Annotated in this window: 11 protein-coding genes; 1 reads left to right on the top strand and 10 read right to left on the bottom strand. The window is 69.8% G+C overall.

Annotated elements, in window-relative coordinates; genetic code table 11:
- Window positions 1–58 precede the first annotated feature (58 nt).
- Genes ACWDV4_RS01810 through ACWDV4_RS01820 form a run of 3 tightly spaced genes read right to left on the bottom strand, consistent with a single transcriptional unit; the run spans window position 59 to window position 5,613 of the window.
- A complete protein-coding gene (locus tag ACWDV4_RS01810) occupies window positions 59–3,706 on the bottom strand; it encodes an SCO7613 C-terminal domain-containing membrane protein (protein WP_449974040.1) in 3,648 nt (1,215 codons plus the stop codon).
- A 48-nt stretch (window positions 3,707–3,754) separates the two neighbouring features.
- Window positions 3,755–4,777 carry a 1-acyl-sn-glycerol-3-phosphate acyltransferase gene (locus ACWDV4_RS01815; protein ID WP_449974041.1) on the bottom strand — a complete coding sequence of 341 codons (1,023 nt, stop codon included), beginning with the start codon at window positions 4,775–4,777 and terminating at the stop codon, window positions 3,755–3,757.
- A complete protein-coding gene (locus tag ACWDV4_RS01820) occupies window positions 4,777–5,613 on the bottom strand; it encodes a patatin-like phospholipase family protein (RefSeq protein WP_449974042.1) in 837 nt (278 codons plus the stop codon). The genes ACWDV4_RS01815 and ACWDV4_RS01820 overlap by 1 nt, the downstream gene beginning before the upstream one ends.
- Window positions 5,614–5,781: 168 nt before the next feature.
- Between ACWDV4_RS01820 and ACWDV4_RS01825 the strand changes: the two genes are divergently transcribed.
- Window positions 5,782–7,323: a protein kinase domain-containing protein gene (locus tag ACWDV4_RS01825; RefSeq protein WP_449974044.1), complete on the top strand. Its 1,542-nt coding sequence runs from the start codon at window positions 5,782–5,784 to the stop codon at window positions 7,321–7,323.
- 53 nt (window positions 7,324–7,376) lie between these two features.
- Here ACWDV4_RS01825 and ACWDV4_RS01830 read toward each other — a convergent pair whose 3' ends face one another.
- The 7 genes from ACWDV4_RS01830 to ACWDV4_RS01860 form a co-directional block, all read right to left on the bottom strand.
- Window positions 7,377–8,888 (bottom strand): chitinase, encoded by a 1,512-nt coding sequence (locus ACWDV4_RS01830; RefSeq protein WP_449974046.1) that lies wholly within the window; start codon window positions 8,886–8,888, stop codon window positions 7,377–7,379.
- A gap of 223 nt (window positions 8,889–9,111) precedes the next feature.
- On the bottom strand, window positions 9,112–10,410 hold the full coding sequence (locus tag ACWDV4_RS01835; RefSeq protein ID WP_449974048.1) for an ABC transporter ATP-binding protein: 1,299 nt from the start codon (window positions 10,408–10,410) through the stop codon (window positions 9,112–9,114).
- Between the two features lie 112 nt (window positions 10,411–10,522).
- On the bottom strand, window positions 10,523–11,584 hold the full coding sequence (locus ACWDV4_RS01840) for a glycosyltransferase family 4 protein (protein WP_449974140.1): 1,062 nt from the start codon (window positions 11,582–11,584) through the stop codon (window positions 10,523–10,525).
- Window positions 11,585–11,772: 188 nt separating this feature from the next.
- Window positions 11,773–12,480 (bottom strand): BON domain-containing protein, encoded by a 708-nt coding sequence (locus tag ACWDV4_RS01845; RefSeq protein ID WP_449974049.1) that lies wholly within the window; start codon window positions 12,478–12,480, stop codon window positions 11,773–11,775.
- Window positions 12,481–12,788: 308 nt separating this feature from the next.
- Window positions 12,789–14,342, bottom strand: a complete 1,554-nt coding sequence (locus tag ACWDV4_RS01850; protein ID WP_449974050.1) for a trypsin-like peptidase domain-containing protein — start codon at window positions 14,340–14,342, stop codon at window positions 12,789–12,791.
- A 52-nt stretch (window positions 14,343–14,394) separates the two neighbouring features.
- The gene (locus ACWDV4_RS01855; protein WP_449974051.1) at window positions 14,395–15,963 is read right to left on the bottom strand and encodes a HAMP domain-containing sensor histidine kinase; all 1,569 of its coding nucleotides are present in this window, start codon (window positions 15,961–15,963) and stop codon (window positions 14,395–14,397) included.
- Complete coding sequence (locus ACWDV4_RS01860) at window positions 15,960–16,661, bottom strand: response regulator transcription factor (RefSeq protein ID WP_449974052.1); 702 nt, start codon at window positions 16,659–16,661, stop codon at window positions 15,960–15,962. Before ACWDV4_RS01860 ends, ACWDV4_RS01855 begins: the two co-directional genes overlap by 4 nt.
- Window positions 16,662–16,814: the final 153 nt, after the last annotated feature.

A 16,814-nucleotide genomic window follows, 5' to 3' on the forward strand; every position in this document is an offset into this window, starting at 1 on the left:
TCGGCAGGCGGCGGAGGCAACCGGCGGAGGCAACCGGGTCACGTCACGTCAGGCCAGGTCAGGTCATCCGGCGTACCGCAACGCGCAGCCGGGCCAGGTCCCGTCGCCGTCGCTCGTAGGTCATGGCCAGCCCGATCAGCGCGAGGCCACCGATCGCCAGGAAAATCCACCGAGGTAGTCGGTCCCAGACTCCGACCACCTCGTGCAGCGCGACCAGGGCGAGCGTCCCGCCACCGAGCAGCACCGGAGCCTGCCGACGCCACCTGGCACCCACCAGCACCGTGACGAGTGCCCCTGCCCCGACCAGTAGCCGCCGCCAGGGCTGCCCGTCGGCGACCAGAATCGAGACCAGGCCCGGCAGCAACGCCGCAGCCAGCCCCGGCCCGTACGTGAGCCAACTGTTCCGCCCCGGCCGCGTCCGGTTCGCCAGCCAGCCGGCGACCAACGCCAACGCCGCCGCCGGCAGGGTGTACGCCTCCAGCACCGCCACCCGCTCGGCGGCCAGCAGCAGCCACGCGGCGAGCAGTTCACTCCCACCCGCGACCGCCGCGAGGCTCCAGCGACGACCCGCCGACTCCTTCGGGTGCAGCGCCCGGACGCCTGTCGCGACCCCCCACAACGTGCAGACCACTACCGCGTACCGCAGGTCGGACGCGGCGAGCAGTAGGGCGACCACCGCACCGGCGTGACCGGCTGCCTCGATCGTGATCGATTCCACCGGTCGCCGGCCGCGCAGCACGGCACCGACGGCCAGAGCCGCCCCGGCCACCCCGAGCACCGCGAAGGCGGCGAACCGCAGCGGCAGTTCGGCGGCCCGGGACGCGACCACCGCGAAGATCACCCCGGTGGGGACCGCGGCCAGCCAACCGGCCAGCCGGGCGGGGCGGGTCCGGCCGGCGAGCCCGGTCACCGCAGCGACCACGACGACCAGGCCCACCGCCACGAGCGTGCTGGCCTTCGTCGCCAGCAGACCCGCCAGACCCGGCCCGGCCAGGACCACCCCCAGCGGTACGGTCACCGCGCCGACCCGGGGTCGCCACGGCGTCAGCGCGGCGAAGAGCAGGCCGGTGAGCCCGCTGACCAGCGCCACCGCCGGTACGACCGGCCAGCGGGCCCCCGACACGGCCAGTCCGACCAGGAGCGCCGTCGCCCCGAGCGGTGCTGCCGTGACGAGCCTGCCGGCCCAGCGACGGCCCCAATGGATCGACTGGTACGGCCAGGGGAGGATCAGTGCGGCGACGGTGAGGACGGCCAAGGCGATCCCGGCCGGGGCGTCCACCCGGTGCATCAGTTCGTCGGATGGCCCACTGACCGGCACCAGCCCCACTCCACCGGGTGCGCCGGACCAGATCCCACCCAGCCAGGCGTACGGGCTGACCAGCACCGCCCAGACGGCCGGTGTCAGCAGGACCGCGCTGGTCAGCAGCAGTAGCCCGCCGGAGAGCAGCAACGGCACCGCCCGCTGGATCGGCCGGACCAGCACCAGTCCGATGGCCACCAGCAGGACGGTGATCGAGGCGTACACCGGTCGGGGCTCCCCGGCCCGCTCGACGGCCGGGGACAGACCCGGCACCAGGACGGCGAGCGCGAGCGCCACGGCGGCGTACGACTGTTGGCCAGGCCGCCACCGACGGACCGCGACCAGCGCACCGACCAGCAGGGCGACGGCGATGGTGCCTCCCCGTGCCTGCCACCCGAGGCCGACCCCGGCGGTGAAGAGCCCCACGGTCAGCGCAGCTGGCCCGGCGAGCAGCCCGACGGCGAGCGCGGTTCCGCCGACCGCCCGGTCCACTGAGGAGTCGACCGGCGCGGTGAACGCGACCGCGATCCCGACAACCAGGAGCCCGGCGAGTACGGCGGTGGCGCTCGCCGGGCGGGCCAGGCCCACCAGGAGCGCATGTCCGGCCAGCAGCGCACCGGTCAGGGCGGCTGTCACCCGGACCGGAGTCGGGCTGCGCGGCACAAGCCGGCCACCGCCGGTGGCCGCCGGTAGGCCAACCGCCGCCGGTAGGCCAACCGCTACCAGCGGGCCAACCGCCGCCGGCAGACCAACCGCCGCCAGCAGACCAACCGCGACCGCGAGGTCCACCACCGGCACCGCCCACCAGGCCAGTCCGGTCGCCGGCAGGGCCAGCACCACCAGCCCGGTCCCGCCGATCGCAGTGCTGACCCGGGCAGCCCTGGGCAGCAGCAGCGCCAATGCCGTGCTGGCCACCCCCACCGACACCGGTACCTGCCAGTCGAGCGGCACGATCGCGTCGACGTCCCCCCGCCACACCGGCATCGATCGCAGCAGGGTGGCCGCCACCACCACAAGCACCGCGATCCCGACCGGGATCCACAGCGCGCCGACGGTGACCAGCCCACCGATGCGGGCACCGAGCCCCACTCGGGGCGGCAACACCCCGCCCGCCGCCGTAACAGCTCCGGCCATCGTCCTCATGAACCCCGGCACCGCCGTCACGAGCAGGGCGATCGCCATGACAACCAGTGCCGCCGGCAGCAACGGTGATCCGGGCAGTTCGACCATCGGGCGGACCGCCGCAGCGGCCACCACGACCACCAGCACGCCGGCCGCCACCGCCGGAAAGACGACGCCCCGGCCGACGATCGAGCCGGCCACCAACAGCAGCGCCACCACCACCAACGGGCCACCGGCCAGTATCGGCGGGTCGGTGACGAACAGGGCGCCCAGGCCGCAGCCGGCCGCGCCGAGCAGCGCGACGCCGTACGCGATCCAGGCGCTGATCCGACCGGCCCGCGCTACCCCGTCACCACGTACCAGCCACACCACCGCGAGATTCAGCGTGGCCAACCCGGCGAGCACCAACGCCCACCCGGCGACCCCCAGGTGGGCGTCGACCGCCAGCAAGACTGGCACCGGCTGGGCCAGGAGCAGCGCGGTAAACCAGGGTGCGGCGAGCCGGGTGGCCGCGCCGTAACCAGCGGCGATCACCGTACCGAGCGTCAACACCAGCGCCGGATAACGCAGCCCCGGCCAGCCGGCCACGCCAAACAGATCGACCGACCAGGCCGCGTACCCGTCGAGCAACACCAGCAGCAGCCCCACTGCGGCGAACGTCTCCCCGGTCGCGGTCAGCCCCCGGTGCTTCGCCAACGGCGGGGCGGCCAGCACCAGCAGCGTGACGGCGGCCAGGATCATCGCCCGGCCGGTGACCCCGACAGTGGCCCAGGCAACCACGGTGAACACGATCGCGGCCGTACCGAGCAGCAGCCCACCGAGGATGAACAACAGGTTCTGCACGGTACGGGTGGACGTCTCCGGCCGTACGCCACCGTCGGGGTTACCGGTCGTCGGGGCAACCTGGGCCGGAACCGCTGGTAGGGCGGTCGAGGTGCGGATCGGGGTACGGGCCGAGCGGTCGACGTAGCTGGCGACCCGTACCCGGGCGGCCAGCTCGTTGCGTCGCCGCTGGTGATCCCGCAACGTCGCCGACAGCATCAGGTACGCCTGTCGGGCCTGCTCGACCCGACCGGTGAGCCCGGCGATCTCGCCATCGAGCCGGATGACCTCGGCGGCGACGGGATCGGGCCCCCGACCGCAGCCCGGACAACCGGTGGTCAGACTGGCGGCGACACCACACACCGGACACGGATAGCTGCCGACCGGGCTGGCCTGACCGCTGCCCTCGCCACTGGACGAGGCAGGCTGGCCGCTGATCGGGCTGGGCTGGGGCGGCTGCATTCCCACATGCTCTGAGGCGGCACCGATAGCGGGCCAGAGTGCGGATACTCAGCCTCGGCCGTCGGGCACCCGGTTGGCCTCGATCCACTCGTCGATGCGCGTCCACCAGTCGTAGAGCCAGTCGATGCGTTCCTGCTTACCGGCCGGCACCTCCTCGGGAGGTACCGACCAGAACCGCATCACGATCCGCTTGTCCATCGGAAGTTCCCGCCACACGTCGGTGACGGTAAGCATCCGGTCCAACCCGGTGTGCGCGACGAAGACGACCCCCGCGTCCGGGGCAGCCTCCAGCGCGGCCAGCATCCCACCGGGCTGCGGAGCGAGCACGTGCCGCATCGCCTCGGCGCGTACCGCCATCTGCTCCAGCCCTCGGGACCGCAACCGTTCGATGGCGCGTAACCGGCGACGCGGCGTGAAGTTCCCGCCCTCGGGGAAGATCACGAAAACGTCGTCGTCGTCCAGCGCCGTGGCCAGGTGCCGGATCTGCTCGGTCATCGTCTCCCCCCGCTCGCGGCCGGGCGCGACGAACCGGTTGGGCAGCCGGTTGAGCAGAACGTCGACGGCCGGATCCCACTGCAAGGTGTCCTTCAGGACGATGCGCGGCTCCCGGTCGAACCAGTTGACCAGGGCGTGGATCAGGATGAACGAGTCACCCGGGCCAGCGTGCCGGCAGAGCACCAACTCGGGGCGGCCGCGTAGCGCGGTGTCGGGATCGGCGCCGACAATGTCGATCCGCAACCGCAACGTCCAGCGCGCCTGCCAGAAGAGGATCCTGAGGAACCAGCCGGTCAGCACATAGTGGGCCCGCTGGAACCAGGGAGTCTGGAGCTTCCAGCCGAAGCCCGAGGCGACCCAGAGCACGAAGAGCGCCATCAGCGCGGCGGCATCCCACACCAGATAGACGCAGGCCATCCAGAGCACCCGCAGCGGGCGTAGGTAGCCAGGTACCAGTGGGGAGGCCGCTGCGGCGATGAACAGCCACACCGGCAGGGTCGTGACGAGCAGGAACGCAAGCAACACCACGCCGGGTGCGATCAGCAGTCGGCGTAACCACCTCGGCGGTAGCGGCATCAGGAATCATCCACATGAGACGCCAGGTAGCGCCGGGACGCGGTGTAGGCGCGACTGATCCGCCGCCCCACGGCCGCCATGTCCCGGTACGCCCACGGGCTGTCCTCGCGAGGACCCGGTCCGCCGGTCGGAAGTACATGCACATCCACATCATCGGGTAGCGCCGCCATCTCCCGGGCGAACCGATGCCGGCGGGCGATCTCGAACGCCACCTGGGCGATCTCCCAGGGCCGGCGGGGCGGGCTCAACGGCCGCTCGATCCGGCCCACCTGAAGTACGAAGATCTGCTTGGCACCGTGCAGCACCGCCTCCCCGATCGGGATCGAGTTGACCACTCCACCGTCGATGAAATGCTCACCATCGATCTCAGTCGGCGGCAACAGGCCCGGTACGGACGCCGAGGCGAGCACCGCGTCCACCACCGGCCCGGAGGTGAACCAGTGTTCGGCGGCCCGTTCGATGCTGGCCGCGCAGCAGTGGAACGGCACCTGAAGGTCGGCGAAGGTGGTCTCCTCGCCGAGTTCGCGTTCCAGCAACCGGCGCAGCGGACGCGGCGAGTGCAGGTGGGTACGGGCGGCGAACCGGCGCAGTTGCCGAGCGACCGAGTCGCCGTACACCTCGCTCGCCTCCGGCGACGCCCAGAGCCGGACCAGCCGATCGGTCACCCCCTCGGTCGGATCGGCGGCGACCAGCGCACCGTTCACCGCACCGATCGACGTACCAAGGACCAGATCAGGCTGGATACCGGCGCGAAACAGCGCCCGCAGCATGCCCACCTCGACCGCGCCGAGTACGCCGCCACCACCGAGCACGAACGCCACCGGGCCGTTGACCATGGCATTCATCCTGGCACGTGCCGACCGGACACCGCCCGGCGACCAGTGCTGACGGCAACCGACGGCCGGCGCGGCCGACGATCCCTGGGCGATCGTTGACACCGGGGATCCATCCACGGACCCTGATACGACCCCCGTCCCCTCCCCCATAGGCAGGTGCGACGCATCATGACAGCGCTGCGCGCGGGTGAGCTGCTGACCCGCAGATACCGCCTCATCGACCGAATTGGCGCCGGTGGCATGTCGGTGGTTTGGCGAGCCCGCGACGAGGTGCTCGACCGGCTGGTGGCGTTGAAGATCCTCACCGCCGCACTCGCCGCCGACGCCCGCTTCCGTGACCTGGTACGGGAGGAGGCCCGCGCCGCCGCACAGCTCGTACACCCGAGGGTGACCGCGGTGCACGACTACGGTGAGATGGTCGCCCCCGACGGCACGGTCACCGCCTTCGTGGTGATGGAACTACTCACCGGGGAGGAACTGGCCGCCCGGCTGGTCGGCGGGCCACTGCCCTGGCCAGAGGCGGTACGGATCAGCGCCGAGGTGGCGGACGCACTCGCCGCCGCCCACCGACTGGGCATCGTGCACCGGGACATCACCCCGGCCAACGTCATGCTGACCTCGACCGGCGCGAAGGTGCTCGACTTCGGCATCGCCACCTGGGCGGGCACCCCGGACGACGACGAGGACGGCACGACCTTCGGCACCCCGGCCTACGTCCCACCGGAACGCCTCGACGGCCTCCCCGCACAACCGGCCACCGACGTCTACGCCCTGGGGGTGCTGCTCTACGAGACGCTGACCGGGCGGGTGCCGTTCCCGGCCGCCACCTGGGACGACCTGACCGGCATACCGGCCAGCGCCACGATGCCGCCGCTGACCGGCGTACCGGAACTGCCCGACGTGCCGGAGTTGCCGGACGCAGTGGCCGACCTCTGTCGGCGCTGCCTGGCCCGGTCCCCGGCCGATCGGCCCAGCGCCCAACAGGCCCGGGACGTCCTGCGCGACCAACTCCGGGAGGACCTCCCGCACCGGCACCACCAGCCCTCCCCGCACCAGCCCGATGTACCGTGCCAGCCCGCCGTTCCGCACCAGCCCTCCCCGCACCAGCCCGATGTACCGTGCCAGCCCGCCGTTCCGCACCAGCCCTCCCCGCACCAGCCCGCCGTTCCCCGTCGTCACCCGGCACCGAACCGGGGGGTCATCGCCGTCGCCGCTGCCGTACTGGGCCTCATCGCGATAGCGGTCGGCGTGCTCGTCGCGACATCACCACCCCGGGAGCACGCCGAAGAGGCACTGCCACATGCGTCACCGACGACCGCCACGTCCGCAGTACCGGCCACTCCGCCGGTCACACCGCCAGTGGCACCCCCCTCCGACAGCAACCGGCCGACAGGATCGACCACCGGCATACCTGGTACGCCGCCGACCGGGCCGGCACTGCCCCCGGTGGCGACAGCCGAACTGGTGGCCCAGCTGCATCGGATCATCGACGACGGGGTCTCCGCCGGGGCGATCCGGGGCGACGTCGGCATCGACCTGCGCAATCACGTACGAAATCTGTTGCCGGTGTCGCACACCGAGCCAGCCGACCTGGCCCACCCGGTAGCGCAGATCCGGGAAAAAATCGCGGTACGGGTGGCCGAGGGCACGATCACGACCGCCCACGCCCAACAACTCGACGCTGCCCTCGCCCCCCTCGCCTCGATGTAAGGAAGGGCCCCTTCTTATCGTTTTCTGTATAGGAAGGGGCCCTTCCTAACACCTCAGGGCAGGGCGTTGAGGAACGGTTCGTGGTTGTCCTTGAATTCCCAGCCGTAGTACTGGTCCCAGTTGATCGACCATGTCATCAGCCCACGGAAGCCAGGGCTGGTGCCGCTACGCGGAACGTAGCTGCCGCAACTCGTACCCCGGACCAGGCAGTTGACCGCTGCCTGCACGCCGGGCGGTGCGACGTACCCGTTGCCCGCGCTGGGCGACGAGGGCGTGCCGAAGGCCACCTGGTCGGGGCGCAGCGGCGGAAACACGTTGGCGGTGTTGCCAGCCACCGGGAACCCGGCGAGCAGCATGTCGGTCATCGCGATGTGGAAGTCGGCACCGCCCATCGTGTGGTACTGGTTGTCCAGCCCCATGATCGGGCCGGAGTTGTAGTCCTGTACGTGCAGCACGGTGATGTCGTTGCGCAGCGCATGGATGACCGGCAGGTACGACCCGGCGCGCGGATCCTGTCCGCCCCACGGACCAGAGCCGTAGTACTGGTAGCCGAGCTGCACGAAGAAAGTCTCCGGCGCCATGGTCAGGACGAAGCCGTCGCCGTACCGCTGCTTGAGCGTGCGGATCGCGGAGATCAAATTGACGATCACCGGGGTGGTGGGGTTCTTGAAGTCGGTGTCGCCGGTGTTCAGCGACAACGAGTGCCCCTCGAAGTCGATATCGAGGCCGTCCAGTCCGTAGCGGTCGATGATGGCGCTGACCGACTGGACAAAGGCGTCCCGGGCGGCGGTAGTGGTCAACTGGACCTGGCCGTTCTGCCCGCCGATCGAGATGAGCACCTTCTTGCCCTGCTGCTGTTTGGCCCGGATCGCCGCGATGAATTCGGTTTCCGTCTCCACGCTCGGGCACTCGCTGACCGGACAGAGCTGGAACCGGATGTCGCCGGAGGTCACCGAGGTCGGCTCGCCAAAGGCGAGGTTGATGATGTCCCACTCGGCCGGCACGTCGACCATTCGCAGGTATCCGGAGCCGTTGGCGAAACTGGCGTGCAGGTAGCCGATCAACGCGTGCCTCGGCAGACCACCGACCGGAGGCGGGGTGGTGGGTGGTGGGGTGGTCGGGGACACCGTCGGCGTCGCTGTCGGAGATCCGGTCGGGTTCGCACCACCACCACACGGCTGCCCGTTCAACGTGCAGTTAAGTGGTGAACCAGAACCCGACGCCAAAAACCCGAACGACACCGAACCACCCGGCACGATCGACCCATTCCACGACCGGTTCGTGAACGTATACCGCTGACCCGACGACGACAACAACGCATCCCAATACGAACCCACACCCGTACCCACCGGAAGATCAAAAACCAACGACCACGAAGAGACCGTCGTACTCCCACCATTCGTGATCGTGTACCGCCCCTCCCAACCCGAACCCCAATCCGACACCCTCACAAACGACGCCGTCACACCCGCCGCGAACGCCGGCAACTGCCCCCACACCACCCCCAACGCCGCCACCAACCCCGCCACCACAGCCACCACCAACGACCTCGACCGCCGCCACATCCCAGACCCCCTCCCACCACGATCAGAAATCCACAGTCATCAACAGATCGCCCAATTATTAAGACTGTTAACTGTTTCTGTCCAGACCCTGAACTCGGGAAATCTCGCGGCACGACGGCGAGAGCCGATGACTGTGACGGCGCACGGATCCGGGCACGCCACCGGTGTTAGGAAGGGCCCCTTCTTATACAAAAAGCGATAAGAAGGGGCCCTTCCTAACACCTCAGCCCAGGCGGATGCGGTGGCCGGCCCGATCGAAGAGGAGCAGCCGGCCCGGGTCGACGGCGAGAGTCAGTGCCTCACCGACGCGGGGCAAAATCGGAGCCGGCATCCGGCATACGACGTCGCCAGCCGGTAGCGGGTCACCTGGCAGGTCTGGATCGTAGACCGGGTAGAAGCCATATTCGGTACGGGCGGTCGCCGGCAAACCGTCAGGTCGACGGGACGCGGCCGACGACGAACTGTCGGTGAGCAGGTCGGCCAGGTGTCGACCGGTGTCGGGGTGCTCCAACTGGGACTCGGCCACCGAGGTCGACACCGCACCGGTCGAGAGATGTACCACCGCTTCGTGCCCCAGGTTCTCGACCAGACGTACCCTTCCTCGCAGCACCGGCCAGTCCGGTGTCGCCGAGCCTGGGGCGACCGGGGTCAGGGCCTCGGGCCGCAGCGCGACCGTCACCCGCTCGGTGTGCCGCGCCACCAGCGGGGCGAACCGTGGATCGTCCCGGGCGAAGTCGAGCGTCTGCGTACCCAGGTCGACCAGTACCCGACCACCTTCGACCACGATCGCGGCCTGCACCAGGCTGGCCCGGGGCGTGCCGACGAAGGCGGCGACGAACAGGGTGTCCGGATCGGCGTAGATCTGCGCGGGTGAGCCGACCTGCTGGAGTACGCCTCGGCGCAGCACCGCCACCCGGTCGGCCACCGTCATCGCCTCGACCTGGTCGTGGGTGACGTACAGGGTGGTCACCGCCAACCGGCGGGCCAATGCGGCCACCTCGGTACGCAGTTCCGCCCGTACCCCTGCCTCCAGGTTGGACAGTGGCTCGTCGAGTAGGAACACGTACGGCCGGCGGATGATCGCCCGGGCGATGGCGACCCGCTGGCGCTCGCCACCGGAGAGGTGGTCGGGTCGACGATGCAGTAGGCCGGTGACACCGAGTTGCTCGGCGACTTCGGCCACCCGGGCCGGTACGTCCACTGTCGGATCTGCCTCGACGCGTAGCGGAAAGGCGATGTTCTGCTCGACCGTGAGATGCGGATACAGTCCCTGCTCCGGGAAGACCAGCGCCACCCGCCGCTCTCGGGCCACATCCTGGTCGACCGGCCGGCCGTCGATGCGTACCTGCCCATCGCTCGGCTGGTCCAGCCCGGCCACCAGGCGCAGGATGGTGGACTTCCCGCAACCGGTCGGCCCCAACAGGGCCAACACTTCGCCCGGTCGTACCTCGATGCTCACTCCGTCCACGGCGACGACATCACCGAAGGACTTCGTCAACCGATCGATGCTGATGGCGACCATGGCGATCACCTCCTGCCGCCATGGTCGCGGTGGCGACACCGGTCGCGCTACCCCTTATCGGCGGTCATCGAAACGGGGTCATCAAAACAGGGAGCTGGCCGTCGAAACGGGGTCATCGAAACAGGGAGCTGGCCGCATGCCGGGCTACGGTGACCGATCGGGGGTTCGCCAACCAGTCCCGATAAACCTGTTCGTAGCCGCGCGCCATCCGCTCGGCGGAGAAGGCGGTACGGGCGTGTGTGGCGCAGCGGGTTGGATCGAGCGCCTCGACGGCTCGTAGCGCCGCCGGCAACTCGGCCGGGTCGTCGCAGATCAGTCCGGTTTCACCGGAGCGGATCAGCTCCGGCACAGCCCCCCGGTTGAGTGCCACCACTGGCGTACCGGTGGCCATCGCCTCGACCATGACCATCCCGAACGGTTCCTCCCAGCGGATCGGCATGATCATGCAGCGGGCGGCGAGCAACAGTTCGAGACAGGTCTCCCGATCCGGGTCACGGACCAGGGTCACGTCCGGTCCGAGCATCGGCTCGATCACTTCGGTGAAGTATGCCTGCTCAGCGGCCTCGTTGCATTTGCCGGCCAGCACCAGCGGCAGCCCGGCCGCCCGGCAGGAGCGGATCGCCAGATCGGGCCCCTTGTCCGCGCTGAACCGGGCCAGCCACAACACCGGTCCGGTGCCCGGCTTCGACTTACGCGGCATGCTGTCGGCGCGCATCCCGTTGTGGACGACGCCGGCCCAGGGCAATCCCGGCACCAGTCGCCGCTGGGCGTGGGAGATGGCCACCAGTCCTACTGAGGGACGTACGCCTCGAAGGATGTCACCGAGTTCACCGGCGGGATCGTTGTGCACGGTGGCCACCGTGGGGACCGGCCGTTGCTGTGCGACGAGCGGACCGATGGTGGTGTGGTCGTGCACCACGTCGTACGAGTCGGGTGAAAGCAGTTGGTCCACTCGGGCCAGGTGTACCAACTCGGGCAGCACCTGGCCGAGCCGGTCGTGCTGCACCTCCGCGTCGGTCGCGACATAGCGACCGCTGGTGCCAGTCCAGGTGCCGGCACCGAACAACGTCACATCATGGCCCAATGCCACCAAACCATCCACCAACGCGGCGCACACCTGCTCCAGACCCCCGTAACCGGGTGGCGGCACCTCGTACCACGGGGGTACCACCATCGCGACCCGCAACGGTTTCGGGTGGGGCGAGCGGTCGAGTGCGGTCTGATTCACGGAAACGAGCCCTCCGGCTGGATCCAGCAGGCCTGCGCCACCTTCCGGGACTTTCCGGCGGCCACTCGCGAGTTCCCCGGCCCGGGCGCCTCCACTCCCCTACTCGGTCAGGAAGCTAGCCGGTCAGGAAGCTGCTATTCGGTCAGGAATCGCGCGGGCTCTCCGGGTGTGAGGATGAGCCTGTCGTCCACGGAACTCACGCCCGGTACGGACCAGGCCGCCCGTTCTGCCGCTTCCTTCTCCATCCACGACCGTACGGTGCCACCGATCACGACGACATCGTCCCGTACCTCGATGGTGATCTGGTCGATGTCCCCCTGGAGGGTACGACGCAGCGCATCACGGATGTCCCGCTTGACCGATTCTGGGGCTGGTGGGCCACCGGGCGGCCGGACGGCGACGAGGTTCGTGACCCCGCGTACGCCAGAGAGCCGTCGCACCGACCGTTCGGCGGCCCGCCGCTGGTAGCCCCATTCGACCTCGCCACGCAGCATTACCCAAGCGTTGGCGACGGTCACGTCGAGCTTCTCGAACGGTACGAAGGCATCCCACTCCAGTGCGCGGCTCGCCGCCAACGCGATGTCGGTGTCGCTGCGTTCCGCCGAACCGGGCAGTTGTACCTCGATCTCGTTGGCCACCGCACGGACCCCGCGCAACCGGTGCGCGGAGTGCTCGGCGGCCCACTTCTTGGCGTAGCTGTCCACCGAGCCGGTGAGGGTGACGATGCCGTCGGTCACGCTGACCCCGACCTCGTTGGGCTGCACCCAGGCATCCCAGCTCAGCTCTTCCAGCACGTCCCGCTGGATCTCCTCGTCGCTGCGGGTCATGGTTGCCGTGATCATGTCTGCCTCCCGCGCGTTGTGATCCGATAGCCGGCGCCGGTCAGCGCTACGCGACAGACAAGGCACCGCGCAAGGCACCCCGTCCACCGCCGAACAAGGCACCGCGTCCACCGCCGATCCTTCGGCGAGCTCGGGTGAGAAGCCGTCATCCGGGGCGGGTGAAAGGCCGCACATGGAGGCGGCGGCGGGCGACGTGACCAACCCCCTTGGTCACACCGCCCGCCGCCGCTGGGGAGGAGGCAGGTTGCTGGGGAGAACGACTCGACCGATATGACGGCTTTCCGCCCTCAGTAGGGTCGTACTCCTAGTTAGGACGTTTCAGCGAGCGTTACGGTTGCCGTCTTTTCCGCCCCGTTTCGGAGGAACTTCAACTCCACCCGGTCGCCAACCTTGCCGGCCTGGACCGCAGCCACCAGATCGCTGGAGTCGTTGATCGCCTTTCCGCCGTAGCTGACCACCACGTCACCCTGCTGCAGGCCGACCTTGGCCGCTGGGCTGTCCGGGACGACCGTGGCGACCAGAGCACCGCCCTGTTCGGCGTCACCCACGCTGACCCCGAGGGACGGGTGACTGACCTTTCTGCCGTTTTGCAGGGTCTCGGCCACCGCCTTGGCCTTGTTGCTCGGAATCGCGAAGCCGAGGCCGATGTTCCCGGTCCCCTGCCCTGAGGTGGCGATGGCGGTGTTGATGCCGATCACCTCGCCCCGGGTGTTGATCAGAGCCCCACCCGAGTTACCCGGGTTGATCGGCGCGTCGGTCTGCAACAGGCCGGAGATCGAGCTCACCCCACGCTGCTGGCCCTGTCCGTCCGACTCGTCGCCGGCCTGGATGGTCCGGTCCCGGGCACTGATGATGCCGGCGGTCACCGATCCCTGCAGACCCAGGGGGCTGCCGAGGGCGAGCACCGTGTCGCCGACCTGCATCGCGTCGCTGTCACCGAACTTGGCCGGGGAGAGGCCGGACACCCCGTCGGCCTTCACTACCGCAAGGTCCGTCTTGGGGTCGGTACCTACGATCTTGGCGGTCGCCTTCTTGCCGTCCGCGAAGATCACCTGCACCTGGTTGCCGGAGCCGCTCGCCACGACATGGTTGTTGGTCAGCACGTAGCCGTCAGCGGTCAACACCACACCGGAGCCCTCACCACTGCCCGTGCTGATCGACACGACGCTGTTCTCCACCGCGGCGGCGATCTTCGGCAGGTCGGCGCTGTTGATGATCGGCGCGGCGGTGTAGGTGCGTCCCTCCGACCCCAAGCTGCCGTCGACGGCGAGCGCGACGACACCCCCGGCGATACCGGAGCCACCCATCAGCACCAGGGCCGCCGCGCCAACCGCCACGGCCCGGCCCAGCCGGCTCGGCCTGGGGGCCGGACCGGAGACGACCGGCCCGTGCGGGCTCCACATCGGCGGCGGGCCGCCGCGCACGCCGGTCGGCCCCGGGAAGGGTACGGGGCCAGCCGCACCCGGGTAGTGCCCCTGGTAGGCGGCCGGGTTGCCGGCCCAGCCCGGCTGGTTCTGGTGGCCCACTGGCCGGTGGTGGGGCCCCTGCCAGGGGTTCGGCGGGTAGCCACCGGGCGCAGCCGGCGAGGCGCTGGCCGGGCCGGACACACCAGCCGGCGGCACGCTAGCGGTCGAGGGCTCAGCGCCGGCCGACAGCTCGGCGCCCGTTGGCGGCTCAGCGCCGACCGGTGGCGACATCGGCCCGGCCGCAGCCGAGGATGACGTCGACTCAGCCTCGGTCGGCTGTGGCATCGACCCGGAGGAGTCGGCCGACCCGCGCTCGGCGCGAGTCGACTCATCGATAGGGTTCGTCGGCTCGGCGTTGGCCGAGGGCCGTCGCGGATCGGTCTCGTACTCGTTCATGTGTTCCACCATCCCCTCCCGCTCTGCAATGCACCTGTGATCAGCCTGGAGGTTAGCTGTGAGAATCAGCCGATTCGTCACTGTCGGGCGCCAGCGGTAGCCGTACCCGGAAGGTCGCGCCTCCGCCCGGGGTCTCGACCGCCTCGACCATGCCGTTGTGCGCCGCCACCAGGGCCGCGACGATGGCCAGGCCCAAGCCGGTGCCGGTAGCGCCGCCCGCCCGGCGGGTACGCGCGGAGTCTGCCCGGTAGAACCGCTCGAAGACTCGCTCAGCTTGCTCCGAGGTGAGCCCCGGGCCGGTGTCGGCGATTTCGATGACGGCCAGATTGCCCTGCTCGGTACGCAATCGCAGGGTGACCCGGGCATCGGCCGGTGTGTGGTTGATCGCGTTGGTCATCAGGTTGCCGATGATCTGGCGCAGCCGAGCGTCGTCGCCGTACACGACCAGCGGCCCTGATCCCGGCAGCACCTCCAGCCGGATGTCCCGGTCGGGGGCGATCGCCCGGGCGGCCTGTACCGCGTCGGCGGCCAGCACCGGCAGTTCGACCGGGGCCAGGGTCAGCGGCCGCTCCCGGTCCAGTCGGGCGAGCAGCAGCAGATCCTCCACCAGCAGCCCCATCCGGGCCGCCTCGTCCTCGATCCGACGCACCAGCCGGGCGGTGTCCTCCGGCGAGCCGGCCGCCCCCTGCCGGTAGAGCTCGGCGAAGCCTCGGATGGTGGTCAACGGGGTACGCAACTCGTGCGAGGCGTCGGCCACGAACTGCCGCATCCGTTCCTCGGAGCGCCGGGACCGCGCCTCCGATGCCTGGGCGGCGACCGCCGCGTCCCGGGCCGCCGACTCGGCCGACCGGGCTGCCGTCTCCGACGCGGCGCGCGCGGTGAAGGCGGCCTCGATCTGGGTGAGCATCGCGTTCAGGGCCCGGGACAGTCGGCCCAGCTCGGTGGTGGGTTCCGGCGCGCCGGGTTCCGGGTCGGGGACACGTTTGCTGAGGTCGCCACGGGCGATCGCGGCGGCGGTCTGTTCGATCTCGAACAGGGGCTTGAGACTGGTACGGACGATCGCCGCGCCGAGCGAGGCGAGCACGATGAGCACCGAGCTGCCGACCAGCACGTCTATCCAGACCAGCCGGTGCACCGCCTTGTCGGCGTCGATGAGGTTCTGCCCGACGGCGATCATCTGCCCGCTGGGCAGTTCGGCGTAGAGCATCCGCCACCGGATCTGGCTGCCCTGGGCCCGGACCGTGAACGGTTCGCCCTTGAGCTTGGCGAAGCCCTCGACGGTGTCCGGCCACGGCGGCAGGTCCGTCGGTCGGAACCGGGCCGTGTCGTACGCGTGGTCCCGCCCCTGATCGCCGGCACCGGGTACGACCAGCACGTAGTCGGTGGCCAGGTTGACCTGGATCCGGCTCACGTCCGGGAAGGAGGTCACCGTCTCCAGGCCGTGCACATAGTCGCGCAGCTCGGAGTCGACCTGGCTGACCAGGTAGCTGCGCAGGAAGAAGGTGGTCATCACACTGATCACCACCAGGGCCGCGGCCACCAGGGCCAGGACCGCAGCGACCAGCTTGACCCGTAACGGGGTGGCGCGCAGTCTGCCCTTCAGGACCAGGGGGCCGGTCACGCCGGCGGCTTACGCAGCACGTAGCCGACCCCGCGCAGGGTGTGGATGAGCCGGGGCTGGGTGTTGTCGATCTTGCGGCGCAGGTAGGAGATGTACGACTCGACGATGTTGTCATCGCCCCGGAAGTCGTAGTTCCAGACGTGGTCCAGGATCTGCGCCTTGGACAGCACCCGGTTGGCGTTGAGCATGAGATAGCGCAGCAGCTTGAACTCGGTCGGCGACAGCTGCACCCGCTGCCCCGCCCGGGTCACCTCGTGGGTCTCCTCGTCCAACTCCAGGTCGGCGAAGGTCAACCGGGAGGGCGCGTGCTCGCCGGTGGCCGTACGACGTAGCACCGCCCGGATCCGGGCGGTCAACTCCTCCAGGCTGAACGGCTTGGTGACGTAGTCGTCCCCGCCGAGGGTCAGCCCGCGGATCTTGTCGTCGGTCGCGTCCCGGGCGGTCAGGAAGACCACCGGGGTACGGGTGCCGCTCTCCCGCATCAGCCGGATCACCTCGAAACCGTCGAGGTCCGGCAGCATGACGTCGAGTACGACCAGGTCGGGTCGGCGTTCCTTCGCGGCGCTGACGGCCGCGCTGCCGCTGGTCGCGGTGGCCACCTCGAAACCCGCAAAACGCAGGCTGGCGGAGAGCAGTTCGAGGATGTTTGGATCATCCTCGACGACGAGTAGTCGTGCCTCGGTCTGCGGTGCGGCCATGTCACTCATCTTCCGTCGCGCCGCTGCACGGCCGCTGATGATTTCCTGAGGAGAAGCTGAGAACGCCGGTAGCAGCCCTACGCTACCGTCCGTGGAGTTGTCCTGCTTGCGTAGGACCTCCTCCTGCCTGGGGAGGAGACCAGGTTCGGCACT

The organism is Micromonospora sp. NPDC003197 (assembly GCF_053590565.1).

Excerpts from the sequence above, each read along its gene's own strand:
- ACWDV4_RS01850 (WP_449974050.1), bottom strand. The coding sequence starts at position 14,342 with ATGAACGAGTACGAGACCGATCCGCGACGGCCCTCGGCCAACGCCGAG.
- ACWDV4_RS01810 (WP_449974040.1), bottom strand. The coding sequence starts at position 3,706 with ATGCAGCCGCCCCAGCCCAGCCCGATCAGCGGCCAGCCTGCCTCGTCC.
- ACWDV4_RS01830 (WP_449974046.1), bottom strand. The coding sequence starts at position 8,888 with ATGTGGCGGCGGTCGAGGTCGTTGGTGGTGGCTGTGGTGGCGGGGTTG.
- ACWDV4_RS01825 (WP_449974044.1), top strand. The coding sequence starts at position 5,782 with ATGACAGCGCTGCGCGCGGGTGAGCTGCTGACCCGCAGATACCGCCTC.
- ACWDV4_RS01845 (WP_449974049.1), bottom strand. The coding sequence starts at position 12,480 with ATGATCACGGCAACCATGACCCGCAGCGACGAGGAGATCCAGCGGGAC.
- ACWDV4_RS01835 (WP_449974048.1), bottom strand. The coding sequence starts at position 10,410 with ATGGTCGCCATCAGCATCGATCGGTTGACGAAGTCCTTCGGTGATGTC.
- ACWDV4_RS01820 (WP_449974042.1), bottom strand. The coding sequence starts at position 5,613 with ATGGTCAACGGCCCGGTGGCGTTCGTGCTCGGTGGTGGCGGCGTACTC.
- ACWDV4_RS01860 (WP_449974052.1), bottom strand. The coding sequence starts at position 16,661 with ATGGCCGCACCGCAGACCGAGGCACGACTACTCGTCGTCGAGGATGAT.
- ACWDV4_RS01815 (WP_449974041.1), bottom strand. The coding sequence starts at position 4,777 with ATGCCGCTACCGCCGAGGTGGTTACGCCGACTGCTGATCGCACCCGGC.
- ACWDV4_RS01840 (WP_449974140.1), bottom strand. The coding sequence starts at position 11,584 with ATGGTGGTACCCCCGTGGTACGAGGTGCCGCCACCCGGTTACGGGGGT.